The organism is Streptomyces sp. NPDC018029 (assembly GCF_044327655.1).
GTDB lineage: Bacteria > Actinomycetota > Actinomycetes > Streptomycetales > Streptomycetaceae > Streptomyces.
On sequence record NZ_JBIRFV010000008.1, the window covers coordinates 172634 to 199564 of the forward strand.

The window sequence follows — 26931 nt, forward strand, 5'->3', positions numbered from 1 at the left end:
ACCAGCGATGATGAGGGGATGACGCTGCGCATCGACATCACCGGACTGCCGTCCGACCGGCTGCGGTTCGCCGCCTCCCCGCTGGCCGAACTGACCGCGATGCTGCATGTGCTGGCCGCCCCCGGGCACCATCCGCAGCTCGCGGGCTGGGCGGCGGAAGTGCGGGCCGGGCTGCCGTCGGAGCTGTCCGAGCGCCTGCGGGAGGCGGAGTTCCTCTGGCGTTCCTCACAGGCGGACTTCCTGCTCCCCGCCCGCCCCCGGCAGTCCCTCGCCGAGGAGTTGGACGACGTCGACCGGATCGACGACGAGACCTATGTGACCGCCGCGCTCGTCACCACGTGCGGCAGCAACCGGGCCCACTCCGCCGCGCCCTCCCCGCTCGCCGACGCGGCCGCGCGCGAGCGGGCCCTGGACCTCGCCCAGGCCCGCGGCGCGCGGCAGGAAGCCTTCGCGGAGCGGCTGCTCACCGACCCGGCCGCCGTGCGGGCGAGGGTGCGCCACACACTCGAACAGTGCGCCGAGGCGTTCTTCGACGCGGCCTGGGCCGATGTCGCCGCGCTGCTCGCCGCGGACCTGCGCCTGAAGAACGACCTGTTGAAGCACCAGGGCATCGGGCCGGCACTCGCATCGGTCTCCGCAGCCGTCGCGCTGGCGCCGGACGGCGACTGCATCACCGTGGACAAGCTGCAGGACAAGGCGACCGCCGCCCGCGGCGCCGGTGTCACCTTCATCCCCAGCGTCTACGGCCGCCCGCACCTCGTGGTGGTCCACGCTCCCGGGTGGCAGCCGGTGGTGCAGTACCCGGTGGCCGAGCCGAACCCGCCGGAGCCGGTGTCGCTGGAGACGGTCGGGCTACGCCTGGAAGCGCTCGCCCATCCGGTACGGCTACGCCTCCTGCGCACCCTGGCCCGGGGCCCGCACACCACCGGTGAGCTGGCCCACGCCTGGGAGCTGACGGCCCCGGAGGTCTCCCGCCACCTCGCCGTCCTGCGCCGCGCCGGCCTGCTGACGTCGCGGCGGCGCGGCCGCTACATCCACTACGCCCTCGACCTGCCCGCGCTGACGGCGCTGGGCACGGACCTGCTCTCGGCGGTGCTGCGCTGAGAGGCCGGCCGGTCAACCCGGCCGGAGCAGGTGCTGGTTCGGGGATTTGGCGGCGTCCGCGTACTCGGCGAGTTCGATGAAGGTGGTGCCCGCGGACTCGAGGTCTGCGGTGCCGTCCGTGCGGGGTGCGAAGGTGTCGGCCTCGGATGTGCCGGCCCCGAATGTGTCGGGCGCGAATGTGTCGGGTTCCCGCCAGCCGACGACCACGCGGCGGATGCCCGCCTCGCGGATCAGCTGGGCGCAGGACCGCGGCCGGGAGGCGCGCTCGGCGCACGGTTCGAGGGAGCTGTAGAGCGTGGCTCCGGACAGCCGGGGGTCGCCGGGGGCGAGTTGGACGAGAGCGCCTTCCTCGGCGTGGTCGTGCGCGTCGTGCAGGCGGGAGTGGGCGCGGGCGAGCTCGGTGCCGTCGTCGGCGACGATGACCGCGCCGGCGGAGAACGCCGTGGTCGAGGGCGGGCACTCGGTGGCGAGTTGGCAGGCCACGGCGAGCCAGGCCCGGTCGGCGGTGGTCGGCTCGGTACCGGGCCCCGGCTGTCCGCAGGCTTCGGGAGATTCGGTCACAGGATGCTCGTCTCCTTGTGGGCGTACCGCTAGGGGTACCACGCCACCGGAGTCCGGAACCTGTCTCCGTGCCTCAGGATGCCCGGAAGCGGTGCCTCAGGGGCGCCGCGCGTGGCGTGCTGTGCCGTCCGGGTCCGGGTCCACCCGCTTGATACGGGCGCGCTCCACGACTCTCGGTCCCACCTCGGCGGCCTTGCGGACCAGCGCGGGCCCGTCCCAGTCCGTGGGCCAGCCCTGCCACAGGCGCAGCTTGCCGTCGACGACGACCGCGGTGATCTGGTCGCGGTCGGCCAGCCGGACCAGTTCCCACGACAGGTCGTAGGACGGGGTGAGTTCGGGCACTCGGAGGTCGACGAGCAAGAAGTCGGCGGCCTTGCCGACGGAGATCTCACCCGTGATCTTGCCGAGCCCGACGGCGTCGGCGCTCAGGGCGGTGGCGTGGGTGAGCCACGTGCGGCCCGCGCCGCACGAGGAGTCGCCGGACTGCAGGCCGTAGGCCAGGCGCTGGGCGCTCTCCGCGGCGTCGACCAGCCGGAAGCCGCCGCCGCGGGTGCCGTCGGTGCCGGTGCCGAAGCGGATGCCCATGGCCCGCCACATCAGGGCGTGCGCGACCGCGTTTCCCTTCCAGGCGCTGGCGACCGGGTTGTAACTGACGGCGGCGCCGGTGTCGGCGAGCATGCGCATCTCGTCGGGGGTGAGCAGGGTGGCGTGGGCGCCGAGGATGTGCGCGTTGAGGGCGCCGATGTGGTGCAGGTGGGCCACCGGGCGGCGGCCCACGCTCTTGAGCGAGCGTTCGACGGCGGCCAGGTGTTCGTTGACGTGGATCTGGAGGACCGCGTCGGCGTCCGCGCACAGGTCGGCGGTCTGCTTCAGCACCTCCGTGGTGGCGTCCTCGGGGACGGGTATCGCCAGCGAGGGGTGGATCAGCCGGGAGCTCTGGAAGCGCTCCAGGTGTTCCTTGCCGCCCTTTCCTCCGGAGACGACCTTCGACAGCACGCAGCGCAGCCCGGCCTCCTCTGCGGCCTCGGCGATGACGCCCACGTCGACGGGCGCGCGGGTGCCCGCGTCGGCGGCGGTGGTGAATCCGCCGCGCAGCGCCTCCAACGCCGCGAGCTTCGCCGAGAGGTGGGCGGTCTCTTCGTCCAGGGCGCGTTCCAGCGGCTCCCAGACCGTCTTGAAGATCTCGGACGGCTGCCCGAACGCCTGGGCCTTGCCGAAGCTCTGCGTCAGGTGGTGGTGGGCGTCCACGAAGCCCGGCATGAGCAGGTGGCCCTTCAGCCGTACGGTATGGGCGTCGCGGTGCGCGTCGGTGAGCTTGCGGACCGGTCCGACGGCCTTGAAGGTGCCGTCCTGGACGAGCACCGCGCGGTCCTTGACCGGCCCTTCCGGCAACAGCACTACGTCCGGTACGAGCAGCAGTCGCTTGCCTCGGAGGTCCGCGGGGCCGAAGGTGCCGTGACCGTCCTGCGTTCCGGAGGCGCCATGGCCGTCGCGGTCGGCGGCGGCCGCCGGTCCCGCCCCGGCGGCGCCGAGCAGGCCGCCGGTCCCGACGAGCCCGGCGCCGACGACGAAGCTGCGCCGTCCCACGCCGCGTGTCGCACCGCCTTCGCAGCCCACCTCCGGCTGCCCCTCCCCTTCCGTGCCCGCGTCCCGTCGCCCGATGCCCTGCCCCTGCCCCTGCCCCTGCCCGTCACCCTCGCCCGACGACCCGTCCCGCCACGCCTGCTGCACTACCGCACACTCCTTCGTGTCCACACAGGAAAGGCCCGACCGCATGCGGGCAGCCGGGGGCGCCGACCTTAAGCGAGTCCATAGGACGGAACAAGAGTTTCGACACGTGGAACTGGAAGATGAGGTTCGAGCCTCGACGCGGAACGACCCGGCGAGTCGGCGGCGCCGCGGCGGCTGGGTGGCACAACAGGTCCTCGCTCCCCGCCGCGCTGCACGTCACGGGCGTCGTCGCAGGTCAGAGCAGGTGGCGTAACGTGCAGGAAACCTCCGCGTCCTAGGTTTGGCGGGTGCCGCCGCGGCACGGCCGCCGACTCGACACCGCCGTGCCGATTCGGTCATGCCCCGACGCGCAGCGGAGGTCCCATGAACGCCTCGCCCACCCAGTCCACCGAGCCCCGGACAGCACCGGAGAGTCGGCGGCGGACCCGGGCGGACCGGGCCCGGCAGGTCGCGGAAGTGCTGCGCCGCCAGATCGCCTCCGGGGCGTTCACCTCGGGCCTGCTGCCGGACGAGCGGCTGCTGATCGCCGACTTCGCGGTGTCGCGCAACACCGTCCGCGAGGCACTGGGCGTACTGCGCGACGAAGGGGTCGTCGAGCGGCGCCAGGGCGTGGGCACGGTGATCGTACGGCGGCCGTACGAGCACACCCTGGAGCGGCTGACCGGCCTGGCCGAAACGCTGGGCACGCACGGTGAGGTGACCAATCACGTGCGGGTGGCGGACCTGGTGCGCCCGCCCGGCGAGGTCGCACGCAAGCTGCATGTCCCCGACGGCGGCCGGGTGGTCTACATCGAACGGCTGCGGCTGCTGGACGGTGTGCCGCTGTCCCTCGACCTGACCTACCTGGCCGCGGACATCGGGGAGCCGCTGCTCACCGCCGACCTGGCCGGACGTGACCTGTTCGGACTCATCGAGGAGTCCACCGGCGGCCGGCTCGGCTCGGCGAGCGTCACCGTGCACGCGGTGGGCGGCGACCCGCACACGTGCGCGCTCCTGGACATCCCGGCGGGCTCGGCGCTGTTCACCGTGGAACGGCTGACCAGGCTGCCCGACGGGCGCCCGGTGGACCTGGAGTTCCTGCGTATCCGTGGCGACCGGCTCGCGTTCCGCGCCGAACTCGTCCGCGCCGTACCGGAGCCGCACATCGCCCCTACCCCTCGGGACAACGACGACCCGTCACGGACGGGAGGTGAACGGTGAACCCCGAGTCCCCGCCCGCGCGTGCGGACCAGGACACGGGCCGAGGCGTCGACCGGGACGCGAGCAAAGGTGCGCACAGGGACACCGACCGGGACACGACAGGCCCCGGCCCCCTGACCGTCGCCGTGATGTGTCTGTGCGTCACCTTGGTGGTGGGCATGGTCTCCGCGGTCAACCTCGCCATCCCCGCGCTCTCGCGCAGCGCCCTGCGCCCGTCGGCCGAGTCGGTGATGTGGGTGGTCGACGGCTATGTGGTGTTCTTCGCCTGCCTGCTCATTCCGGGCGGTGCGCTCGCCGACCGGCTCGGCCGCAAGCGGGTGCTGGCCGCGGGCATGGGTCTGTTCACCGCCGGCTGCGTGTTGTGTGCCGTGGCGCCGGGCATCGGCACGGTGATCGCGGGGCGGGTGGTCAGCGGGGTGGGCGCCGCCGCGGTGCTGCCGACGACGCTGGCCCTGATGGTGGGCGGCGCGCCGGCCCACCGTCGGCCTCGGCTGGTGGCGGTGTGGGCGTCGATGACGGGGCTGGCGGCTGTGCTCGGCAACGTCGGCGGCGGCGCGGCGCTGCAACTCGGTTCGTGGCGGGCGCTGTTCTGGTGTGTGGTGCCGTTGTCGTTGGCGGCACTTGTCCTGGTTGTGGCGTTCTCACCGGCGCCGCCGCGGCACGACCGGCCGGTGTCGGTGGTGTCCGCGGTGCTGCTGACGGCCGGGTTCCTCGCCCTGCTGTGGGGCATCGTGTCCGGTCCGCAAGCCGGTTGGGGCAGCCCGCGGGTGCTGGGCGGCTTCGGAGCCGCGGCGGTGCTGCTGGCGGCCTGGGCCGGCTGGGACCTGCGCCGAGAGCATCCGATGCTGGACCCCCGGCTGTTCACCGTGCCGGTGGTGCGGGCGGGGGCGGCCGGCATGGCGCTGGTGTTCTTCGGGATGTTCGGCCTGTTCTTCGTCAACGGGCAGTATCTGCAGTACGCCAAGGGTTACTCGCCGCTCGGCGCAGGAGTGCGGCTGCTGCCGATGGCCGGTGCCCTGTTGCTCGCGCCGCGCTGCGCGGCGGCCCTGGAGCGGCGCACCGGTCCACGGGTGACGCTGGGATTCGGGCTGGTGGTGCTGGCCGCCGGTCTGGCCACGGTCTCGCTGGTCGGCCCGAGCACTCCGTACTCCCTGTACGCGCTCGGGGCGACGCTCACCGCGGCCGGGTGCGGCCTGGCGACGCCGCTGCTGTCGTACGGCATGATGTCCGCGCTGCCGGCGCACCGTGCCGGGGTCGGCTCCGGACTGCAGAGCCTGGCGCGGGAGTTGGGCAGCGCGCTGGGCGTGGCGGTCAGCGGCAGCGTGGTGACCGGGGTGTTCACCGCGGGCCTCCCGGCGCCGCTGCGCGGGCCCGGCGCGCCGACGACCGTCCCGGCCGCCGAACACCGCCTGGCCGCCGAGGGGTTGACCTCGCCCGGCCTGCGCAACGCCGTCGTCACGGACTTCACCACCTCCCTGGACACCGCGATGCGCGTGCTGGCCGCGCTCGTGGTGGCGGTCGGTGCGCTGGTGCTCGTCTGGTACCCGCGCCGCAAGCCCCGGGTGGCGGATGGGCAGGAAGGGTGACGGGCACTCACACCTCGGTGAGCCAGTCGGCGGCTGCCGGCGATTTCCCGCCGACCGCCTCCCGGTAGGCGTCGCGCAGCGCCTCCGTGACCGGACCGCAGCCCTCCGTGGTGGTGCGGCGGTCGTCGACCGACTCGACCGGCACGATGCCGATGGCGGTACCGGTCAGGAAGATCTCGTCCGCGGTGTACGCCTCGGCGTGTGACAGGGGGCGTTCCACGGTGGGGATGCCTGCCACGTCGGCCAGTTCGAGCACGGTGGAGCGGGTGATGCCGGGGAGTATGCCCTGCTCCACGGGAGGGGTGTGCAGTACGCCGGAGCTGACGAGGAAGACGTTGGCGGCGGAGCTCTCCGAGATGTGCCCGGACGCGGTCAGCAGCAGGGCGTCGTCGTAACCTGCCCTGACCGCCGCGATCTTGGCGAGCGAGGAGTTGAGGTACGCGCCCGTGGCCTTGGCCAGCGGAGGAATGGTGTCCTGGTGGTTGCGCCGCCAACTGCTCGTCATGAGCCGCCAGTTACGGGTGGGTTGCTCCTCCCACGCCCAAGCGGCGATGGTCACTCGCACCGCGGACAGGTCGAGGGCGACCCCCATGCTGCCGTACCCCAGGTAGACGAGGGGGCGGACATAGCGTGGTCCGGGGCCGCCCGCTCCGATCAGTTCCGTGGTGGCGGCGATCAGTTCGTCGTCGGTGTACGGGATGTCCATCAGGTAGACGCGGGCCGAGCGCCGGAGTCTCGCGATGTGGTCGCGGAGCCGGAACACGGCTTGGCCGGCCGCGGTCTCGTGTGCCCTGATGCCTTCGTAGACCGCCCATCCGTAGTGCAGGGACTGGGTCAGCACATGGACCTGTGCGTCGTCCCAGGGGACGAGTCGGCCGTCCATCCAGATGAATTCGGCCGGGGACAGTGCGGTCACGGTGTCCTCCTGCGGGCGCCCGGAGGCGCGGGGGCTGCGATGTGGTGCCGCTGTGCCAGCGCGTACAGAGCTCGTGCCGTGTCCGGGTCCAGCGGGATGCCGTCCCGGGAGGCGCCGGCCTCCTGGTCGCGCTCCGGGTCTCCGGGGCACAGGACCGGCTCGGAGCCCGCGGCCGGTGCCCCGCGCGTGGTGTGTACGAGGTCGCGCAGCCGCCCGTCGAAGGCGCCCCGCCCGCCGAAAGCGGCCGGATCCAGGCACAGCAGGAAGTGCGCCACCTCGCGTCCTTTGCCGGGTGTCGCCTGCTCCATGTGGGCGAGCTCCCAGTCCAGCGGAGCGTCGGCGAGGACCGCGGTCATCAGGGTCACCATCATGCCCAGGCCTTGGCCCTTGTGTCCGGCGCCGAGCGGGGACAGGGCCGCCACCTCGGCCACGTCGCGGGTGCCGTGCCCGTCCGCGTCCGTGGCCCAGCCCGGGTCGAGGGGCATACCGCGGCGCCCCCGTTCCCGTATCTCCCCCAGACACACCTCACTGGTGGCCATGTCGAGGGCGAACTCGGTGTCGCCCTCGCCTGCCGCGACGCTGACCGGATTCGTGCCGAACAGCGGGCCCCGACCGTTGTAGGGGGCCACCCGCGACGAAGCGGACGTCATGGCCCAACCGACCATCCCGGCCCTGGCCATGGCACGGCTGTAGACCGAAGCGGCCCCGAAGTGGTTGGAGTTGCGCACCACGACGGCGGCGACCCCGTGCTCGGCCGCGCGAAGCACCGCCTCCCTCACCCCCGCGGTCCCGGCGACCACGCCCAGTGCGGCGTCGGCGTCGATGAGTGCTGTCGGGCCGGTCTCCCTGATGGTGCGGATCTTCGGCGTGGCGTTGGCGATGCCCCGTTCGATGTCGTCGAGGTAGCGGGGCAGCAGCCGTAGCCCGTGGGTGCTGATGCCGCGCGCCGAGGTCTCCACGAGCGCGTCGGCGACGACAGTGCGGGCCTCGTCGTCGACGCCGTGTGCGGCCAGGGCGGCGACCACGATCCTGCGGGCCGTGCCGGCATCGATGCGGTACGTCCCTACTGTCTCCTCGGACTTCATGGGATGAGGGCCCTCCTCACAGCACGTAGGGCAGGTCGCCGGTCACCTTGACGCTCGACCAGTCGAAGTCGACCTCGTCGATGACCTCCAGTTCGGTGAGGACCCGGTGCAGCCCGCTGTAGTCGCGCAGCAGCGCGGTGCGTCCGGCTGCCTTGCAGTCCTGGAGCATCCGGGTCCCGTCCGCCACCCCGACGAGCCGCATGATCGCTTCCCAGGCCCGGTAGTCGTTCGCGGAGTACGCCTCCAGCGCCTGGCAGAGCGCACGGACCAGGAACCGCTGCTGCTCGCGGCCCAGTTGGGGGTAGAGCACCTTGAGCAGTTCGCCGCTGATGGAGCCGTGGCAGACCTCGTCGTGCCGGTGCAGCCGGGAGAGTCCCACGATCATCGGCTGGACGCCCGACGCCTTGGCGACGAGTTCGAGATAGGCGCCGATGGACAGCTCGGTGGTGATGGCGAACGCCAGCGTGTACAGACTGCGCTGCCACCGCTCCGACGCCTGCCCGCTCAGCGCGCGGTGCGTCTCGGAGACGTACGGCAGCGGCAATTCCTTCGCGCGGAAGTGGCTGCCGCGTTTGGCCCGGGTGACGTCGCTGGCCATGCGGTGCATGAGGATGTGGTACTGCTCGTCCACCATGGCCTGCATCAGCGAGACCTCCAACGCCTCGCCCCACAGACCGGGGAACTCACCGCGCAGGATCAGTCCGAAGGCCGGGTTCACCACATGGGTCTCGGAGTACTCCGTGTTCCGGTTGAGGGCGATCATCGCCCAGGTGAGGATGGCGCCCCGCTGCTCCGGGGGCAGGCCGAGATAGACGGGGTGGTCGGCGAACGGGACGATGTCCTCCGGATAGTCCGGCAGCGAGAGGTCGAACAGGTCGAGCAGTTCGGGGTCGTCCCGCTTGACGGTGGCCCTGCGCCGCCAGTTGGCCGCGAGGCGGTGGATCACGGGGTTGTCGACGGCGCCGAACAGGGCGCTGCCGAGCTCGTCTTCCTCGGGGTTGCTGATGAACCGCTCGTCCATCCTTCATGTTCCTCTCGTGCTGTCGTGGCATCAGGGGGCGCGGCCGGTCCCGGCAGTCGCGTACGCATGGACCGCTGGGCGAGCAGCACTCCGGCGAGGACCGTGGCTACTCCCCCGCACTGCACGGCCGACAGGGTCTCGCCGAGGAGGAGGAACGCCGCTCCCGCCCCGGCCACGACCTCCAGGGTCGCGAACAGGCTCGCTGTGGACGGCGCCAGGAACTGCTGGGCCGCGATTCCGCTGAGGTAGGCGATGAGCGTCGCCACGACGCCCGCCCAGACGACCACCGCCCATACGGGTGCGGAGACCGCTCCGTAGTCGACGGGGTCGGCCAGGGCCGCGTAGGGGAAGCCGGTCGGCGGGGAAAGGACGTTCAGTGCGACCGCGCCGACGGCGATGCCCAGCGCGGCCACGGCGACCGGATCTCGGTGGCGCAGGGCCCGGCCCGCGAGCAGGAAGCGTACGGACAGGGCCGCCGCCGTGCCCAGGGCGGCAAGCACCCCGATCAGGTCGAGCCGCAGCCGTGCCCACACCTCGCCGACCAGCAGCAGACCGGTCAGCACGACGGCCGTGCCCGCCCAGACCAGGCGCGGCTGCGCGATGCGCCGCACGCAGCGCGACCAGACGACGACGATCACCGGTGACAGGAACTGCAGCACGACGAAGACACCGACCGGGATCCGGGCGACCGCGACGCCGCACAGTGTCTGCAGCGCGGCGAAGGAGAAGAGCCCGAGGACGGCGATGACGGCCCACTCCTGTCGGGTCGCGAGCAGCTGCCGTGGCCGGGTGACGGCCGCGTACGCGAGGAGCAGCACGGCCGCGACGGTCAGCCGGGCCTGGGCGATCTCGGGCGCCGAGAGTCCCGCCGACGCCAGGACCTTGGTGGCGGGGCCGACCGTCCCGAAGGCGCAGGCCGACAGTGCGGCGAGAGCGGCCCCGGCGGCCGCGCCGGTCGGGCGTGCGGCGTTCAGCACGGTCGTCCCTGTACGGCGGCGGACTGCGGGAAGAAGAGCCGGTCGGGCCCGCCGAACGGGACCAGTTCGGACCACCACTGGGCGGCCGGGTCCCACCGCGCGTGGAACGGCCGGCCCACCAGGTCCGGTATCCGGGCCTGCAGAAAGCGCAGCGCGAAGGCCCGCCCGCCCGGCAGTTCGGTCACGCCGTCCACGGTCACCTTTCCCTCGGTCGTCGACATCACCGGCCCGCGGGCGGTACGGCCGAGTCCGGACATGCGGCGCACGGCGTCGCGGTGGATCTCGTACGCGCGCTGGAGCGGCAGGCCGAAGTAGCGTCGCGCGCCGGTGTCGCGCTCCACGAACAGGTAGTACGGGTGGATCCCGAGCAGGAGCTGCGCGCGCCACGCGTCCGCCCACACCGCCGGGTCGTCGTTGACGTGGCGTACGACGGGTGCCTGGGAGCGGAGTTGGGCGCCCACTCCGTGCAGGGCGGCGACGGCGAGCCGGGTCAGGTCGGGTTCCAGCTCCCGCGGATGCGACACGTGCACCATGACCGCGAGGTGGCGGCCGGCCCGCACCACGCGTTCGAGCAGGCGGAGCAGGCTGCTCGCGTCCGGTCCCGTGACCAGGCGGGCGGGATGGAAGGAGAGCGCCTTGGTGCCGATGCGGATGGTGGTGATGTGCTCCAGGCCGGGGCTCAGGACGGCGTCGACGTACGGTTCCAGGAGCTCGGTGCGCATGACCAGCGGGTCGCCGCCGGTGAACAGCACGTCGCTGATCTCGGGATGGTCCCGCAGATACGCGATGACCTTCCGCGGGTCGTCGTCCGCGATGCGCAGCTCCGGCCTGCCGACGAACTGGGCCCAGCGGAAGCAGTAGGCGCAGTACGCGTGGCAGGTCTGCCCATGCCGGGGGAAGACCAGCGCGGTCTGTGCGTACTTGTGCTGCACTCCGCTGACCGGGATGTTGCGGGTGAGCTGCTCACCGGGGTGCGGGTTGAGACGGCGGCGGACGGCGGCCACGGTGTCCCGCAGCGCGGCGGGGTCGCCCAGCGCGCGCTCGACGGCCCGGAAGTCCCGCGGGTCGAGCATGTCGCGGTGGGGGAAGACCAGCCGGTACAGCGGATCGTCGGGAACGTTCTCCCAGTCGATCAGCGTGTCGATGACATGAGCGCTGACCTTGAACGGCAGCACGTGGCCGACCACTTCCACGTCGTGAGCCTGCTGGGCGTCCTTGCACCGGTCGCGGACGAGCATGGCCAGCCTGCGTCCTGACACCGTGCGCGTCGCGGAGGCGGCCTGTTCGGCGATGGTCATCTGAGGGTCGGGCCCTTCTGCTGGGAGGCGCGCTCAGGCGGCGATCCAGTACCTGGTGAGGTGGCGGCCCGTGTCCTCGTACTGTGAACGGGCGTGCAGCATCCGCTGGTTGTCCCAGATGAGCAGCGAGCCGTCGGGGATGAGCACCTGGGTGCGGTACTTGTCGAACAGCTCGCTCACCCGGTGGGCCAGGTCGGCCCCGGCCCGGCCGAGCGGAAGGTCTTCCGGCGGCGGTGCCGAGTCCAGGGAGGCGTCGTAGTCCGCCGCCGTCAGCAGGTTGAAACTGAACCGCAGGACGGGACGGCCGTGGTCGTCGTCGTAGAGCATGGGGGCGAGGACGGGATCGCTGTCGCTCGCCGGGCCGGGGAAGACGAGGCGCGGTCCGGTCAGCAGCGCGTGCTCGGCCGGGCCGAGGAGCTTCTCCAGGACTCTGAGGTCGAGCAGATCGGTGTGGCCGCCCCCGCAGCGGGCCTGCTGGTGGCAGTACAGGGCCAGATGACGCGGGCTCGGGTCCAGGCCCGGTGCTTCGGTGTGGGCGCGGATGGTGTTGCGGCTCTGGGAGTAGGCGCGGCCGTCATTGCCCGGACGGTAGACGACCTCGTGCTCCACGGTGCCGGTGTACTGGGGGATGAAGCGGCCGATGTCCTGGAGCAGTTCGATCGCATCCCGCTGGCCTCCCGGCAGGGCCACGACGGCATAGCCGTCGGCGTCGAGTGCGGACCGTACGCTCGACTCGAGTGCGGATCGTACGCTCGACTCGCATGGCACCGGCATGCCGCGCCCCCCTATACGCTGCTTCTCTTCTCCAAGCAGCCTCGCAAGGGGCACCGCGGCCGTATTGAAGAAAACCGACCTCTCCCCCAGGGTGGCTCAATCGGGCAGTACCAGGCTGGTCGGCTGTCCCTCGACCCGGTCCACGTCCGGGGGCCCTGTGCGGCCGGTGGCGCGTGCTCGCAGGAAGCGCGACATGGTCCAGCCCGTCATGGATTTGAACTCCCGGCTCAGGTGGGACTGGTCGGAGTAGCCGGAGAGGGAGGCGGCGATGGCGCCGGGAAGCCCGTCGGTCACCAACCGGAGGGCGCCGCGCATCCGCAGGATGCGGGAGGCAGTTTTCGGCAGCAACCCGATCTGGTGCTCGAAGCACCGCTCCAAGTGCCTCTCGCTCCAGCCGCATTCGCGGGCGAGCAGATGGACGGGCACGCCTCCGGACGTCTCGGAGAGCCGGTTCCATGCCCACAGGACGCGTGCAGAGACGGCCGGCGCGCCCTCCAGCCAGTGGGTCAGCACCGTGTCCAGCAGCGCGAAGCGCCCGGGCCAGTCGGGGCAGCTGTCCAGCCGGTCGTCGAGTGCGTGGAACCGGGTGCCGAGCAGATCGGCGGGCTCGGTCAGCGAGTTGGCGAGCTGGTCCATCGGGGTGCCGAAGAAGGTGTACGCCGCCCAGGGGGCGATGACGATCTCCACGCCGCGCAGCCTGCCGTCGTGCTCACCGAGCCGGGCACGCGACTGCGGCCCCGACACCAGGGAGGTGAACGAACAGGCCGCGGCGGGCTCCTCCCGCGTGACGTCGTGCACGCGCAGCTTCTGCCCGAAGAGGATGACCAACGTCGCCATGCAGTCGGGGAGTTCGAGCCGGCGCCGGGGCGCGGACAGGTCGAAACTGAATCCGCGGTAGCGCACGACGAGGGAGCGCAGCCGGGCGGCGGGCAGGGCGGTCGCCACCTCCCAGGTTCCGGCCGGATCGCGCTCGTGCCTCACCACCTCGCCATTGTGGGCGGGTGTGTCCCCGCCTCTCGCCATTGGTTCACGCCAGAATCCGGCCCGCGCCCCGCCGGGCACGGGGCAGCTCTGGAGGAACCCGCGGGTGGGGAACCCACCTCATCCGAGCCGGTCGACCGCGTCGAGGACCTGCCGCGCGCCGTCCTCCTCAGCGATGCCTTCCGCGAGGAGACGGGCGCGGCCACGCAGGGCGGAGTCGCGGACCGCGGCGGTGATCGCGTCCGACAGGCGCTCTGCGGTCAGGCGCTGGTAGCGCAGCGGCCGTGGGGACACGCCGAGGCCATGGAGACGGGCGGCCCAGAAGTGCTGGTCCAGCTGCACCGGGACGGGCACGGCGGGAACGCCGGCGCGCAGGCCTGCCGCCGTGGTGCCCGCACCGGCGTGGTGGACGACGGCGGCGGTCCGGGGGAACAGCCAGGTGTGCGGTACTTCCTCCACCGTGATCAGGTCGTCGTTCTCGGCGTGCAGACCGCTCCAGCCCGCCTGGAGGACACCGCGCACCTTCGCCCGGCGCATCGCCTCTGCGACCAGGGTGCTCAGCCTCTCGGCGTCCTCGGCGACGAAGCTGCCGAAGCCGGCGAAGACCGGGGGCGGGCCCGAGGAGAGGAAGTCCACGAGCCGCGGCTCGGGCTGCCAGCCGGGCAGGGTCTCGGGCCACCAGTACCCGCAGACCCGGTGCCCTTCGGGCCAGTCCCCCGGGCGCGGGACGACCCGTGGGCTGAAGCCGTGCAGGACGCCGCGCCCGCGGGGCAGGCCCCGGGGGCCTGCGAACCTGCCCGGTGGCAGCCCCAGTTCGCGCCGCAGCTCACCGACGGCCGGAGCGAACATCCGATCCGTGGCCGCCCACAGGACATGGGCGCTCAGGCGGTTCCCGTACGAGCCGAACGAGCGGGCCCCGACGACCGGTGCCGCGAAGGCCGCCGTGGGCTGCACCGGCTGCAGATAGACACCCAGACTCGGCAGCCGCAGCGCCTCCCCCAGCACCGCGCACATCGGGTCGGTGACCGTGGAGCTCAGCAGCACGTCGGCGCCCTGCCGCACGGCGTCGCGCACGCCCGCCGCAAGCGCCGGCATGAACGCCGTCGCCATCCGCATCAGGCGCGCGAGCGCCACGGGCGCGCTGACCGCCCTGGCCAGCCCCTGCCCGCCCGCCGAGGCCAACTCCGCCCTCGGGTCCACGGGCAGCGCCCGGAACCCGAGCCCATGAGCGGTCACCGCCACCCGAAACCGCTCATGCGTGGCGACGGCCACCTCATGCCCCGCAGCACTCAGCCGCACCCCCAACCCGGTGTAGGGAGCGACATCGCCCCAGCTCCCCGCCGTCACGATCAGTACGCGCATGGCGTCACTATGTCAGTGCGCGGGGCGGGGGCGCCTTTCCCGGCCTCAGGCGTTGGCCGGCGCGTCCCGGACGGCTCCTACGGTTCCGCTTCCGGGTTACGTTCGCGAGATGCAGCAGCAACCGGAAAACGTTCCCGCGCTCCTCGACGGCCCGGCCGTCGACGTCTCCGACGCCCACGAACTGCTCCTCGGCTATCTGGAGTGGTACCGCAAAGCCTTGATGCGCAAGCTCGCCGGGCTCTCCGACGACCAGCTCCGCACGCCGGTCGAACCGCTCGGCTGGTCACCGCTCGGCCTGGTCCAGCACCTCGGCTGGGTCGAACGCCGATGGATGCGCTGGGGCTTCGCCGCCGAAGACATCGTCGCCTATCCACCCGGCGGAGACACCGAGGAGTGGACGGTCGCCGCCGACACCTCGACCGCACAGGTCATGACCGTCTACCAAGCGGAAGTGGCCGCCGCGAACTCCCTCGCGACGGCCGCCGCATTGAACGACAGGGCGCACCTCGGGGGCCGCTTCAAAACACCCGACCAAGCGCCCTCGCTCGGGCGGATCCTGTTCCATCTGCTCCAGGAATACGCCCGCCACATCGGTCACCTCGACATCGCACGCGAGCTCATCGACGGCGAGACCGGCGAGTGAGGAACCCGGCACGGTGTCGCAGTCTCAGAGAAGCCCGCGTCGCGGGCCCTTCGCCTCGGTCATGTCCCAGCTGTCCGTGACCATGGAGACCTTGCCCTTGGCGGGGATGTACGCCGCGCCCTGGTGCAGGTAGTCCACGAGGAACATCATCTCGGACTTCTTGCTGCCGGCGAGGAAGGCGATCTGCGGGGACGGGGTGATACGCGCCGCCGGGTTCGTGGTGTGCATGTACTCCTGGACGTCCGCGTTGAAGAAGGTCAGCGTGCCGCCCTTCTCCGTCCGCAGCGCGTAGACCTTCTTGTGGTCCGTCTTGCCCGCCTTGAACTCGGACTTGCCGTTGGGGCTGAGCATTTTGTTCTGCTCCAGCGGGAACTGGGTCATCCACTTCGAGGTCTCGCTCGCGCCGACCTTCGCGCCCAGCTTCTCGTCACCCGAGTAGAGCGCCACCAGTGCGTCGTCCATCTGGTCCGGGGCGAGGACGCCCTGCCTCTTCGCGGTGTCGGTGACCGGCACCGCGAAGCCGTCGGAGTCCTTGGAGAGCGCCGGCGTCTTGGGGTCCTTCTTGTCGGTCCAGCCGCTCCACACGGCCTTCCAGTCGCCGCCGCCCGCCTCCTTGTCGAAGATGACGGTGGCGCGGCTCGTCTTCGCCGATGTGCCGTTGTGATCCTTGGTGTCGGCACGCAGCGCGAACCAGGAGACGCCGCTCTTCGCGGCCGGGATGACGTACTCGCGGTTCACGTAGTCGAAGGGCTTGCGGCGCTCGGCCCTGTCCTTCGCGGACTGCAGCTCGTCCTGCTTGTAGATGTTCGCGCTCGTCTCGAAGAGCCCGCCGGCCTCGACGGTGGAGAGGGTGCCGCTGTCGCGCTTCGCGTTGGCCCGGTTGTTGACCTTCACGTAGTGGTCGACGATCTTCTTCGCCTCGGTGGGGGTGACCACGCCCTTGGCGGCGCGGTCGGCGGTCGCCTTCCCGCCGTCGTCCCCGGTGCCGGACGAGCAGGCACTGGCAGTGAGGGCGAGCACGGTCGTGCCCGCGGCCATGAGGAGGGCGGCGCGGTTCGTGCTGTGCGTGAGCATGTAGTTCCCCGTGGTCATAGCGGAAGATGACGTTCCTAACGGGGTGCCACGTTAGCTTTCGCTCCTGCCCACCTCTTGGGCCGGGTCCAGACGCAGACCAGATGGAATGTGACGGTGCCCTCGGTGAGGTGGAGCCGGGCCCCCGATGGCCTGGTTCGGCAGGCCATCGACCGCGAACGCGGCGCCTTCGCTCGAACAGTTCATCCCCTCGGGGTCAGGCGGTCGAGTGGGGCGTCCCGAAAGCGTGACGCTGCCGCGAACGCTTTCCCCGGGCCGGGGTCAGGCAACAGACTCACCTTCACGACCCTCGTCTGCATGCCGGAGACATCCTGTGCCATCGCCCTGCGACCCCCAGCACGCACCCGTCGGCGAGGTCGGCGTGGCGCTCATGATGATCGACTCCCGCCTCAAGGGAATCCACGACGGAAAGACCGAGACCGACGCCCAACAGCAGCTGCTGATCCGCCAGTTCGCGCAGTCGCTGGGCCCCGACGGGGCCAACGACGTGCTGGACGGCACGTGCACGCTCATCTACATGTACATGAGCTGGCTGCGGAAGGTGCACGAGCAGCACGAGAAGGACGTCATCGAGTACGTGGTGCCCAACCTCGTGGCCACGATGCGGATGATGCCCAAGAGCTGCCCCACGGAGGTCATCCCCATCATGGCCGGTCTGGTCACCGCCGCGGGCCTCGGCCTGAGCCCCAACCTGTGGCGCGGACAGTACGGGGACTGGACCGACGAGGAGATGACTCCCCTGGAGGCCACCGCCTTCCTTCTCGCGGAGCACATCAACCGCATCGCCGACGACCCGGACTTCGCCACCCGCATGATCACCGAGGCCCTCTCCAGCGCGGAGGAGGACTGACGCGAGGACTGACGCGGGGAGGTACCTCCCGGGACCTCAGACCGCCGCGTCGGCGAGCAGCTTCAGGGCGAGTGCCTCCGTTTCCGCGTCGGCCTTCTCGGGGCTGCCGGTGTCGTACGGCGGGTCGGGGTCGTACTCCACCGCGAGCTGCATGGCCTGCGCCACCTCGACGTCGGAGAGGCGGGCGGCGAGGTGGAGTCCCATGTCGATTCCGGCGGAGACCCCAGCGGCCGTGATGATCTTCCCGGCCTCGACGAAGCGGCCGGGCGTGAACGTCGCGCCGACCTCCGCCAAATACGGTCTGGACGCCCAGAACGTCGTCGCGGGCAGGCCGCGCAGCAGCCCGGCCGCCCCCAGGATCAGCGAGCCCGTGCACACGGACGTCGTCCACACCGACCGCCGGTGGATACGGCGGATCCACTCGTGGACCGCGGTGTCGGCCATCATGGCCGTGGTCCCCCGCTGACCGCCTCCCGGGATCACCAGGACGTCCGCGTGGCGCACGTCCCGCATGGCGCGCTCCGCCACCAGGCTCAGCTCCCCCGTGTCCGTACGGACCGGGCCCGTCTCGTGGCCGACCATCGTCACCCGCACGCCGGGAACGCGGCACAGCACTTCGTACGGCCCGACGGCGTCCAGCGCCGTGAACCCGTCGTAGAGCAGTACCGCCACACGCAACCGCCCGGCCCCGGGCGACGCCTGCGCCGAACCGCTCGTGCCGACGGCGAGCGCGGCCCCTGCCCCCACCGCCCCCGCGCCCCGCAGCACTCCGCGCCGACTCGGTTCCCGTCGGACACCGTTCCTGACCATGGCCACCAACGCCCTTCACCGTCACAGCAGTTGTCGTTCCAGTAGTCGCGCTCGGCGGCGCCGGAGTTCCCCTCGGAGTCGGATTGGAATCGGATCGGGGTCGGTTCGGGGGCGGATTACTTCCGGAGTAATCGACGAATTGATCGCCGCTGGGGGAGAGTTGGCACAGCACAGCGAACGCGACACCTCGCCACTCAGGAAGGAACCACCCATGCCGTACTTCGAGGGCTCCGACGGGACCAGCCTCTTCTACACCGACTGGGGCCAGGGCAAGCCGGTGGTGTTCGTGGCGGGGGCCTGGCTCAGCAGCAGCTCGTGGGAGTTCCAGATGCTTCCGCTCTCCGAACAAGGCCTGCGCTGTGTCGCGTTCGACCGGCGGGGCCACGGCCGCTCGGACTGGGTCGGTCACGGCTTCGACTACGACACCCTCGCCGACGATCTCGCGGCCCTCCTCGACCGTCTCGACCTCCGCGAGGTGACCCTGGTGGCGCACTCGATGGGCGGCGGAGAGGTGATCCGCTACCTCTCCCGGCACGGCTACGACCGGGTGAGCCGGGTGGCGCTGATCGGGAGCACCGCGCCGCTGATGCTGGCGACGCCGGACAACCCGGACGGAATCGGCCAGGAGGTCTTCGACGCCATGGAGGCCGATCGGACCAAGGACCGCCCGAGGTGGATGGCGCAGAACGCGCAGGCGTTCTTCGCCACACACCTGGGCAACGCCATCTCCTCCGAACTCATGGAGTGGATGGTCCAGCGCTGCCTCGACTGCTCGGCGAAGGCGGCCGTCGAGGTCGTGCGGACGGCGTGCGGTACTGACGTACGCGAGGAGGCCGGCGCGATACGCGTGCCGACGTTGATCCTGCACGGCGACGCCGACGCCTCCGCTCCCGTCGCCCTCTGCGGGCAGCGCCTGGCGAAGCTGGTGCCGGACAACGTCTACAAGGAGTACGCCTTCGCCGGGCACGGCATCTTCATCACCCACGCCGACGCGGTCAACCGGGACCTGCTCGAGTTCATCGGCGCCGCCTGAGACGTTCCGATGTGGCGTCACCGATGAGTTCTCGCGAGGCGGACGGTCTTCCTTCATGAGACCGCGAACATCGAGGAGACCTTCATGGCTGAGACAGAGACCCGCACGCTCACCGCGGACGGCGCCACACTGACGTACGACATCCGCGGCGGCGTGACCGGCGGCGACATCCTGTTCCTCGTGGGCTCCCCCATGGACGCCTCCGGGTTCGCCACCCTCGCGTCGCACTTCACGGACCGGACCGTCGTCACCTACGACCCCCGGGGAGTGAGCCGCAGCCCCCGCACGGACGGGGCGGCGGAGACCGCGGTCGAGGAGCACGCCGGCGACCTGCGGCAAGTGATCCAAGCGCTCGGCGCAGGACCGGTCGACGTGTTCGCGAGCAGCGGCGGCGCGGTCAACGCCCTCGCGCTGGTGGAGCGGCACGGGGATCTCGTGCGCACCCTCGTCGCCCACGAGCCGCCGACCGCGCAGGTCGTCCCCGACCGGGAGGTGATGCTCGCGGTGTGCGCCGACATCCACGCGACGTACCTGCGCCACGGCATGGGCCCGGCGATGGCGAAGTTCATCGCGGCGACGAGCCGGAAAGGGCCGTTCCCGGCGACCTGGGCGGACGAGCCGGCCCCCTCGCCCGCCGACTTCGGGCTGCCGGCCGAGGACGACGGCTCGCGCGACGACCCGCTCCTGGGGCAGAACATCCGGGGCTGCACCGGCTACCGGCCCGACATCGCCGCGCTGCGTGCCGCGCCGACCCGCGTCGTCCTCGCGGCCGGGCAGGAGTCCGAGGGCGAGTTCGCCGCGCGCGCGGCGGCCGCCATCGCCGAGCGGCTCGGCTCCGAGCTCGTCGTGTTCCCCAGTCATCACGGCGGATTCCTCGGCGGCGAGTTCGGCCAGCATGGCGCCCCCGAACCCTTCGCGAAGACACTGCGCCACACGCTCGACACCCACCGCTGAGCCCGGGCGGTTCGGGCGAGACCCGCCGTTCCGGTCGACCGGTGGACCGAACCGCGCTAACGTACAACCAAATGGTTGTACATGAAGTGGGCGACCAGGCCGTGGACCAGCTGTTCCACGCGCTGGCCGACACGACGCGAAGGGACATCCTGCGCCGGTGCGTCCGGACCGGGACGTCGGTGTCCCAGCTGGCGGAGGCGTACCCGATGAGCTTCGCCGCCGTGCAGAAGCACGTCGCGGTCCTGGCGCGGGCCGGGCTCGTGACCAAGGAGCGCCGGGGCCGCGAGCAGCTCGTCCGCACCGACGCCGACGGCCTGCGGCAGGCGCGGCAGGCGCTCGACCAACTGGAGACGGCATGGCGCGGGCGCGTGGACCGGATGTCCCGGCTGCTCGCCGAGGAGCCGACCGCCCCGCCCCAGGCCGCCGAAGAGAACAATCCCGCAAGGAGAGCGGAATCATGAGCGTCACCAGCATCGACAAGGATCTCGACAACCTCACGCTCACACTGATCGCCGACTTCACCGCCCCCGTCGGGCAGGTGTGGCAGCTGTGGGCCGACCCGCGGCAGCTGGAGCGGTGGTGGGGGCCGCCGAGCCACCCGGCCACCTTCGAGGAGCACGATCTGACCCCCGGCGGCGACGTCACGTACTTCATGACGGGCCCCGAGGGCGAGAAGCACCGCGGATGGTGGCGGGTCACCGCGGTCGAGCCGCCGACGTCCCTGGACTTCACCGACGGGTTCGCCGACCAGGACGGGAAGCCGGCCGCGGACCTGCCGGTCTCGACGGTACGGATGCGGCTGACCGAGCACGCCGGCGGCACCCGCATGGAGATGCGCTCGGCCTTCGACTCCCGCGAGCAGATGGAGCAGCTCCTGAACATGGGCGTGGTGGACGGCCTGACCGAGGCCGTCGGCCAGATGGACGCCCTGCTCGCCGGCTGACGCGACGCCGGGCGGGGAGCCCCCTTCCCGCCCGGCCCCTCCCCCTTTCCCGCGCCACCGCTACGCCACCGCCACACAAGCCCGGAGACGGCAAGCCCGGCGAGCCCGGAGAACCCGACCCGCCCGCCGCACCCCGGCAGACACGCGCGGGTCACCTACACTCGCGCAATGGCCAAGTACTTCGACGTGCATCCCGACAACCCCCAGCGACGCAGCATCAGCAGCGTGGTGGACGGGATCCGCTCCGGCGCGCTCGTCGCGTATCCGACGGACTCCTGCTACGCGCTGGGCTGCCGGCTCGGCAGCCGCGACGGCATGGACCGCATCCGGTCGATCCGTCAGCTCGACGACCGCCACCACTTCACCCTGATGTGCCAGAGCTTCGCGCAGCTGGGGCAGTTCGTTCACCTCGACAACGACGTGTTCCGCGCCATCAAGGCCGCCACGCCCGGCAGTTACACCTTCATCCTGCCCGCCACCAAAGAGGTGCCGCGGCAGATGATGCACCCGAAGAAGAAGACCGTCGGTGTCCGCATCCCCGACCACATCGTCACCCAGGCCCTGCTCGCCGAGCTCGGTGAGCCGCTGCTCTCCAGCACGCTGCTCCTGCCCGACCAGGAGGAGCCGCTGACGCAGGGCTGGGACATCAAGGAGCGCCTCGACCACCTCGTGGACGCGGTCGTCGACTCCGGCGACTGCGGCACGGAGCCCACCACGGTCATCGACTTCTCCGACGGCGAGGCGGAGATCGTCCGGCGGGGAGCGGGTGACGTCACGCGCTTCGAGTAGGCCCCGCTCGGCCGACCGCGGGGGCGAAGGTCCCGGTCAGGTCTCCGGTGTGCAGCATCCGTCCCGGCGCATCAGACGGCCGACCTTCAGCCAGTACGCCTCGTCCACCCGCTGTCGGTCGAACGCGGACGTCAGCTCCTCGGTCGTGTACGGGGTGCCGCCCCGGAGCACCGACACCGTGCGCACCATCGTGTCGAAGTCCGTGAACGGGTCACCGTCCACCACGGTGACGTCGGCGACCTTCCCCGCCTCGATGGTGCCCAGGTCCCGGTCCAGACCGAACACCCGGGCCGGCAGGACGGTCGCGGTGCGCAGCGCCTCCGCGGGGGACAGGCCGCCCAGGTGCAGGGCGCGCAGCCCCAGATGCAGGGCGAGGCCGACCGGGACGATGGGCTGGTCCGTGCCGAGGGCGACAAGGCCGCCGGCGGCGAGGATGCGCCGGTAGATGTCGGTCTCCCTGCGCAGGGTGGCCAGTTGGTCCTCGCTCGGCGGTACGGCCGCGCCGGCCCGCACCGCCGCGGCGTCCCACGGCGGCATCACCGCGGTGACGCGCGGGTCGTCCGCGAGGCCGGGGTCCGCTCCGAGCAGGGGCGCCGACGTGAACGGCGTGGCGATCAGCGAGAAGTCCGCGCCGCGTGCGCCGTAGATCTCGACGACGTCGTCGTAGGCGCGGCCGGTCGCCGTCACGGCGTGCCCGAACTCCGCCCGCTGGGTGGCCTGCAGATGGGTCGTCAGGTCCTGGCCGAGCTGGATGCCGGGCGACAGCAGATGGCCTCCCGTGCGCACGCCGAGCCGTTCGTGGGCGAAGCGCGCCGCCTCCTCCATCACCCAGCCCGGCGCCCGCACATAGGTCTTGACGAAGTCCCAGTCGAGCGCCTCACCACGCTCCAGGGAGCGCCGCAGGGCCGCCCTGCTCCGGTGGGCGCGGCCCATGCTGTACGCGACGCGGGAGCCGTCAAGGAGTTCGCCCGTCGTGAGGAGGCGGGGACCCGCCAGCTCGCCAGCGAACACCGCCTCACGGACGCGGGCCTGTTCATAGGCGAAGCCGCCCAGCGACACCGCCGTGGTGATCCCGTACGTCAGCTGGCCCGCCGTCTGGCGTCCGCCGTACGTCGTCTGCCACGGGTGGGTGTGGGTGTCCCACAGCCCGGGGACGACCGTGTGCCGCGAGGCGTCGACGCGGCGGGCAGCGGGGACGCGGCCGGCGGCCCTGTGCGGGCGCACGGAGGCGATCCGGCCACCGCGGACGACGATGTCGACGTCCTCCCGCACCTCGTCGCCGGTGCCGTCCCACAACCGGCCCGCGTGCACGACGACATCGGCGGGCGCGGGCCTGTGCCCGTCCAGCGGGGCCCGGACGGTGCGCGGGCGGCCTCCGTCGACGCCGATGAGGCGCAGTCGGCCGCTCGACAGGTAGAGGAGAGACTTCGAGTCTCCCGACCATGTGGGGTGGTCCGCGGGTTCGGTGGAGAGCATGCGGGGTGCGCCGCGTGGCGTGCCGTCGGGCGCCACGGGGAGCAGGTGCAGCGCCGACTCGACGATCACGGCGAGCCAGCGGCCGTCCGGGGACCAGACGGGCCCGGAGTCGTACCGGTCGGAGACCGAGGCGTGCGGGGCCACGGCGTACAGCCGGTCCGCTCCGGTGGCGGCGTCGACGATCCGGATGAGGTTGTAGCCCTCGCGGAAGCGGTGGTTGATGCGGTTGCGGTCGCAGAGCGCGAGGTACCGGCCGTCCGGCGACCAGCTCGGACGGCCGGGCAGGCCCCCGCCGCCGAGCGGCGTCACCAGCGCGCGTTCGGCGCCCGACGCCAGGTCGCGCACCATGAGACGGCCGGTCATGTCCAGGCAGGCGAGCCGCCGGCCGTCTGGCGAGAGCGCCGGGTGGACCCGGCCGCCGGTCGCCAGTGCGGTCTCCGCGCCGGTGGCGAGGTCGTGCCGGTACACGCCGAGCAGCCCGTCGCGGTCGTCGGCGTACACCAGTGACTTCCCGTCCCGTGCCCAGGCAGGGCCGAGCAGGTAGCCGGTGGGCGCCGCCCGGTGCAGCCTGCGGGGCGGGCGGCCGCCGGACGTGTGCGCCAGCCAGAGCGAGTTGAGGGCGGCGAAGGCGATCCGGCGTCCGTCGGGCGAGAGCGCGGGCAGATGGATGCCGCGGGTCGGCCGCGCGCGCCCAAGGCCCAGGTCGTACTCCTTGACCCGGTACCGCGGGCGGTGCACCGGCAGGGTGGCGTCGAAGGCGATCGCTTCCCGCTCACCGGGTCTGTCGGGGCGTACGAGCGTGAAACGGCCGTCGAGGGTGAGCAGCAGCTCTCCCTTCGCCGTCCAGCGCGGCGGCACGGGAGCGAGGTCGCCGTCGAGCGCGACGGGCCGGCCGTCGACGACGAGGGTGCAGGAGGCGCGGGGCGCGGACGTGGTCCGCAGGTAGGCGAGCCGGTGCCCGTCGGGGGCCAGGGCGGGCGTCATGACCTGCGCGGTCGCGGTCTCGGTGTGGACGACGGTGACGGGGCCCGCTCCCCCGGCGGGGACGGCTGCCACGGTCCGGGCCTCCAGCGTGGTGCCCTGCCCCGTGGTGACGGACTTCGCCCGGACGAACAGGAGTCGCTCGCCGTCCGGTGACCAGGTGGGATCGAAGTCCTCCCACGGCCCGTCCTGCGAGGGCCCCTCCTGTCCGGGCCGCCCGGTCACGCGGGTGAGTCCGCCGCTCGCGAGGTCCAGGACGTGGATGCGGTACGAACCGCCGCGCACCGGGTCGCCGCCGCGCTCGGACGCGAACGCGATGCGCGATCCGTCGGGCGACCAGGCGGGTCCCCGGTCGTCCCAGGGGCCGTCGGTGCGCTGCCGCAGCCGTGACCCGTCGACGCGCATCGTCCAGATGTGGAACCCGCCGTCCTGGTAGGCGCAGAACGCGACCGACGTGCCGTCCGGGGCGTACACCGGCCGGTTCGGCTCCAGCCCCGGCGGTGTCAGCGGCACGGCCTCGCCGCCGGTGCGGGGCAGGGACCACAGGGTGGCCTGCGCCTCGACGACGAGCCGGTCCGCGGCGGGCGAGAGGGTCGCCGCTCCGTTCGTGACGCGGGTGAACGAGAGGGGAACCGTGGGGCGCGGCCGGGCCGGCGCGGGCGGGGCCCCCAGCGCGGCGACCGCCCCGGAGGCACCCGCGGCTACGAACAGCTGACGGCGGGACAGGGGCAACGCGGTGTTGTGCCGGTCACAGTCCATGACACAGCACACTCGCCCATCGCCACCGCCGTGGACAACACCGCACGACGACAACACGCCGGTGTGTTACGTCTGTTCTGCGGGTGTTCTATGTGTTCTATGCCTGTCTTACGTCGTCTGCCTTACGTCGTCCGCGATACGTCGTCGTCTGCCTTACGTCGGAAACTCGCCGAGCCAGCCGCGGTTGAGGAGGTGCCTGGGCAGGAACGGCGACTTCTCGTCGACGGGGAAGCCCGCGTCGTACGCCAGGCACGCCATCGCGAGAGGACCGAGTGCGACGCGACGGTACGAGGGGGCGGCGCCGTCGGCCTCCGCGGGCCGGTCCGACCAGTAGCGCTCGTGGTGGGCGAGAGCTTCGGTGAGGGCCTCCGAGAAGGCGGCGCGGTCGCCCGCGATCAGGCGGTGGAGGATTGCGGCCGGCTGATAGTCGATCAGGTTGAGGAAGTCGCTCGGGGTGCGGGTCGCGACGTGGGGGTGGGAGGTCTCCATGGTGGCGATCAGGTGCTGGACGACGTCGTCCATGGGCCGCCTGAGCCAGAAGGCGCGCAGCGTCTCGATCCAGTGGAAGACGTACGCGTCGAGGGGCGTGGCCCGGCGCAGGTCGTCCAGCGGCACGCCGCAGAGCAGGGTCAGTCTGTCCTGTTCCCGGCAGACGACGGCGAGGTAGAAGGCGTCGAGCCAGGCGCGGGCGTCCGCGCTCGGCACGGGCCCGGTGGCGGGCAGCCGCAGCAGGTGGTCGGCGATGCGGCACTCCACCGCGCCCTGGTGCGACGTGGCCGTGCGGAACAGCGCCGAGCCGGTCTGCATGGCCCACACCCAGGCCTCCCAGGTCTCCAGGCTCGCCCCGTCCGGGTCGGCCGCGCAGCGTGCGTCGCTCAGCTTCTTCGTGACCGTGAAGGCGTGGCCGAGGCCTGCCGGGCTCTGGGCGAGGTGGGCGATGTGCTCGGCGGCGGCGGTGCGGTCGAGTCCGGCCAAGTCGGCCTCGGCTGCGCCAGCGGCCCTGGTGTCAGCTGCGGCGGGGGCGGCGGGCGGCGGAGATCCGGCGCGCAGCTTCCTCATCACCTCCATCAGCTCGGGCGGAGGGACCACGGAGAAGGAGCGGGTCTCGTGGTCGATGACGGTGAGGGAGGTCAGCCGCCCCTGGTGCCACCAGTACAGCCGGGGTGACAGCGCGCCCGGCCCGTCCTCGTGCGCGCCGAGCGCGTACGCGCTCAGGTCATTGACCGCGTCCACCACCGTGCCGTCCTCGATCGGGTGGAACGCGAGCAGGTTCCTGCTGGGGACGACGACGAGCGCGCCGGCCTCCGGCAGGTCCCTGCCGGTGGTCGCGCGGGCCAGTTCCGGGAGCACGAGCGCCTTGCTCGCCACGAAGTGGGAGTCCCCGTGGACGGACCACAGCCGCGCACCCTGCGGACCGGTCACCTCCGTGTGTTCCGCCGGTTCGCGGAGCAGGTTCTGCCGGGCCGCCGCCCAGAGCCGCTCCGGGCCGGCGAGCGCCACGTCGTGGTCGGTGAGAATGCGGACGGAGGTGGGGCCGTCGAGGGCCAGCGCGAGAATCAGCCCCTCGGCGACCGGCTGCGCGTAACGGAAGCTGTTCGCCATCTCGCCGGGGAAGGCGTCATCGGGCAGGAGGCGGAGGACGGTGCCGTCGAGCAGTTCCTGTACGTTCTCGCCGCCCCGGGACGCCTCGGCGAGGTGGGTGAAGTGCTGTTCGACCAGGCCGGGCCAGTGCTCCTCGGCCACGGCGCGGCACTTGTGTGCAAGGTTCGGGAGGGGGCTGCGGCGCCCGTCGCCCCACAGCACGGCGTCGCCCTCGATCCGAGGACGTATGCCGCGGTGCGTCAGGAAGTACTCGGCGGTCAGGCTCCGCAGGCGTTCGGCCTGCGCGAAGGTCAGCATCGGCAAGTGCGGATCGGGTGCGTGGTGTTCGTTCACCCGGCGACTCTACGAAGGGGCTGCGTCCGGGCCACGAGGGGGTGGCGGAGTGCCGCCGCAGCACGGCTCC

The 26931-nt window shown here is 72.1% G+C and carries 23 protein-coding genes and 1 pseudogene; 10 read left to right on the plus strand and 14 right to left on the minus strand.

Going from position 1 to position 26931, the window contains the following annotated elements; all coding sequences use genetic code 11:
- Positions 1-18: 18 nt before the first annotated feature.
- On the plus strand, positions 19-1104 hold the full coding sequence (locus ACH4D5_RS24690; RefSeq protein WP_398306468.1) for a DUF5937 family protein: 1086 nt from the start codon (positions 19-21) through the stop codon (positions 1102-1104).
- 12 nt (positions 1105-1116) lie between these two features.
- Here ACH4D5_RS24690 and ACH4D5_RS24695 read toward each other — a convergent pair.
- Positions 1117-1635, minus strand: a pseudogene (locus ACH4D5_RS24695) (deaminase); the annotation flags it as partial.
- Between the two features lie 126 nt (positions 1636-1761).
- Positions 1762-3084, minus strand: coding sequence for an amidohydrolase family protein (locus tag ACH4D5_RS24700; protein ID WP_398307072.1), 1323 nt, complete (start codon positions 3082-3084; stop codon positions 1762-1764).
- A 675-nt stretch (positions 3085-3759) separates the two neighbouring features.
- Here ACH4D5_RS24700 and ACH4D5_RS24705 point away from each other — a divergent pair.
- Both ACH4D5_RS24705 and ACH4D5_RS24710 read left to right on the plus strand, forming a co-directional pair.
- Complete coding sequence (locus ACH4D5_RS24705; RefSeq protein ID WP_398306470.1) at positions 3760-4596, plus strand: GntR family transcriptional regulator; 837 nt, start codon at positions 3760-3762, stop codon at positions 4594-4596.
- Positions 4593-6182 (plus strand): MFS transporter, encoded by a 1590-nt coding sequence (locus ACH4D5_RS24710; protein ID WP_398306472.1) that lies wholly within the window; start codon positions 4593-4595, stop codon positions 6180-6182. The genes ACH4D5_RS24705 and ACH4D5_RS24710 overlap by 4 nt, the downstream gene beginning before the upstream one ends.
- Before the next feature lie 7 nt (positions 6183-6189).
- Here ACH4D5_RS24710 and ACH4D5_RS24715 read toward each other — a convergent pair whose 3' ends face one another.
- The 8 genes from ACH4D5_RS24715 to ACH4D5_RS24750 form a co-directional block, all read right to left on the minus strand.
- Entirely contained in the window at positions 6190-7098 is a 909-nt protein-coding gene (locus ACH4D5_RS24715) for a branched-chain amino acid transaminase (protein ID WP_398306474.1), read from the minus strand.
- Positions 7095-8183, minus strand: coding sequence for an Ldh family oxidoreductase (locus tag ACH4D5_RS24720; protein ID WP_398306476.1), 1089 nt, complete (start codon positions 8181-8183; stop codon positions 7095-7097). Before ACH4D5_RS24720 ends, ACH4D5_RS24715 begins: the two co-directional genes overlap by 4 nt.
- Positions 8184-8199: 16 nt before the next feature.
- A complete protein-coding gene (locus ACH4D5_RS24725) occupies positions 8200-9204 on the minus strand; it encodes a diiron oxygenase (RefSeq protein ID WP_398306477.1) in 1005 nt (334 codons plus the stop codon).
- Entirely contained in the window at positions 9126-10181 is a 1056-nt protein-coding gene (locus ACH4D5_RS24730) for an EamA family transporter (RefSeq protein ID WP_398306479.1), read from the minus strand. Before ACH4D5_RS24730 ends, ACH4D5_RS24725 begins: the two co-directional genes overlap by 79 nt.
- Positions 10175-11479, minus strand: a complete 1305-nt coding sequence (locus ACH4D5_RS24735) for a KamA family radical SAM protein (protein ID WP_398306480.1) — start codon at positions 11477-11479, stop codon at positions 10175-10177. The genes ACH4D5_RS24730 and ACH4D5_RS24735 overlap by 7 nt, the downstream gene beginning before the upstream one ends.
- Positions 11480-11512: 33 nt before the next feature.
- A complete protein-coding gene (locus ACH4D5_RS24740) occupies positions 11513-12253 on the minus strand; it encodes a TauD/TfdA family dioxygenase (RefSeq protein ID WP_398306482.1) in 741 nt (246 codons plus the stop codon).
- 96 nt (positions 12254-12349) lie between these two features.
- Positions 12350-13237 carry a helix-turn-helix domain-containing protein gene (locus tag ACH4D5_RS24745; protein WP_398306484.1) on the minus strand — a complete coding sequence of 296 codons (888 nt, stop codon included), beginning with the start codon at positions 13235-13237 and terminating at the stop codon, positions 12350-12352.
- A 117-nt stretch (positions 13238-13354) separates the two neighbouring features.
- Positions 13355-14596 carry a glycosyltransferase gene (locus ACH4D5_RS24750; RefSeq protein WP_398306486.1) on the minus strand — a complete coding sequence of 414 codons (1242 nt, stop codon included), beginning with the start codon at positions 14594-14596 and terminating at the stop codon, positions 13355-13357.
- A gap of 109 nt (positions 14597-14705) precedes the next feature.
- On the opposite strand from ACH4D5_RS24750, the gene ACH4D5_RS24755 reads away from it, so the two are divergent.
- Positions 14706-15239 carry a DinB family protein gene (locus tag ACH4D5_RS24755; RefSeq protein WP_398306488.1) on the plus strand — a complete coding sequence of 178 codons (534 nt, stop codon included), beginning with the start codon at positions 14706-14708 and terminating at the stop codon, positions 15237-15239.
- 24 nt (positions 15240-15263) lie between these two features.
- Here ACH4D5_RS24755 and ACH4D5_RS24760 read toward each other — a convergent pair whose 3' ends face one another.
- The gene (locus tag ACH4D5_RS24760) at positions 15264-16331 is read right to left on the minus strand and encodes a hypothetical protein (RefSeq protein WP_398306490.1); all 1068 of its coding nucleotides are present in this window, start codon (positions 16329-16331) and stop codon (positions 15264-15266) included.
- A gap of 313 nt (positions 16332-16644) precedes the next feature.
- On the opposite strand from ACH4D5_RS24760, the gene ACH4D5_RS24765 reads away from it, so the two are divergent.
- On the plus strand, positions 16645-17181 hold the full coding sequence (locus ACH4D5_RS24765; protein WP_398306492.1) for a hypothetical protein: 537 nt from the start codon (positions 16645-16647) through the stop codon (positions 17179-17181).
- 36 nt (positions 17182-17217) lie between these two features.
- Here the strand turns inward: ACH4D5_RS24765 and ACH4D5_RS24770 are convergent, their stop codons facing one another.
- Positions 17218-17991: a DJ-1/PfpI family protein gene (locus ACH4D5_RS24770; protein ID WP_398306494.1), complete on the minus strand. Its 774-nt coding sequence runs from the start codon at positions 17989-17991 to the stop codon at positions 17218-17220.
- Between the two features lie 211 nt (positions 17992-18202).
- On the opposite strand from ACH4D5_RS24770, the gene ACH4D5_RS24775 reads away from it, so the two are divergent.
- The 5 genes from ACH4D5_RS24775 to ACH4D5_RS24795 all read left to right on the plus strand — a co-directional run bounded on the left by ACH4D5_RS24775 (position 18203) and on the right by ACH4D5_RS24795 (position 21710).
- Complete coding sequence (locus ACH4D5_RS24775) at positions 18203-19024, plus strand: alpha/beta fold hydrolase (protein WP_398306496.1); 822 nt, start codon at positions 18203-18205, stop codon at positions 19022-19024.
- Positions 19025-19108: 84 nt separating this feature from the next.
- Positions 19109-19978, plus strand: coding sequence for an alpha/beta fold hydrolase (locus tag ACH4D5_RS24780; RefSeq protein WP_398306498.1), 870 nt, complete (start codon positions 19109-19111; stop codon positions 19976-19978).
- 71 nt (positions 19979-20049) lie between these two features.
- On the plus strand, positions 20050-20439 hold the full coding sequence (locus ACH4D5_RS24785; protein WP_398306499.1) for an ArsR/SmtB family transcription factor: 390 nt from the start codon (positions 20050-20052) through the stop codon (positions 20437-20439).
- A complete protein-coding gene (locus ACH4D5_RS24790) occupies positions 20436-20921 on the plus strand; it encodes an SRPBCC domain-containing protein (protein ID WP_398306501.1) in 486 nt (161 codons plus the stop codon). Before ACH4D5_RS24785 ends, ACH4D5_RS24790 begins: the two co-directional genes overlap by 4 nt.
- Before the next feature lie 168 nt (positions 20922-21089).
- A complete protein-coding gene (locus tag ACH4D5_RS24795; RefSeq protein WP_398306502.1) occupies positions 21090-21710 on the plus strand; it encodes an L-threonylcarbamoyladenylate synthase in 621 nt (206 codons plus the stop codon).
- A 36-nt stretch (positions 21711-21746) separates the two neighbouring features.
- Here ACH4D5_RS24795 and ACH4D5_RS24800 read toward each other — a convergent pair whose 3' ends face one another.
- Positions 21747-24926, minus strand: coding sequence for an amidohydrolase family protein (locus tag ACH4D5_RS24800; RefSeq protein WP_398306504.1), 3180 nt, complete (start codon positions 24924-24926; stop codon positions 21747-21749).
- 153 nt (positions 24927-25079) lie between these two features.
- Positions 25080-26861 (minus strand): immunity 49 family protein, encoded by a 1782-nt coding sequence (locus ACH4D5_RS24805; RefSeq protein WP_398306506.1) that lies wholly within the window; start codon positions 26859-26861, stop codon positions 25080-25082.
- Positions 26862-26931 lie beyond the last annotated feature (70 nt).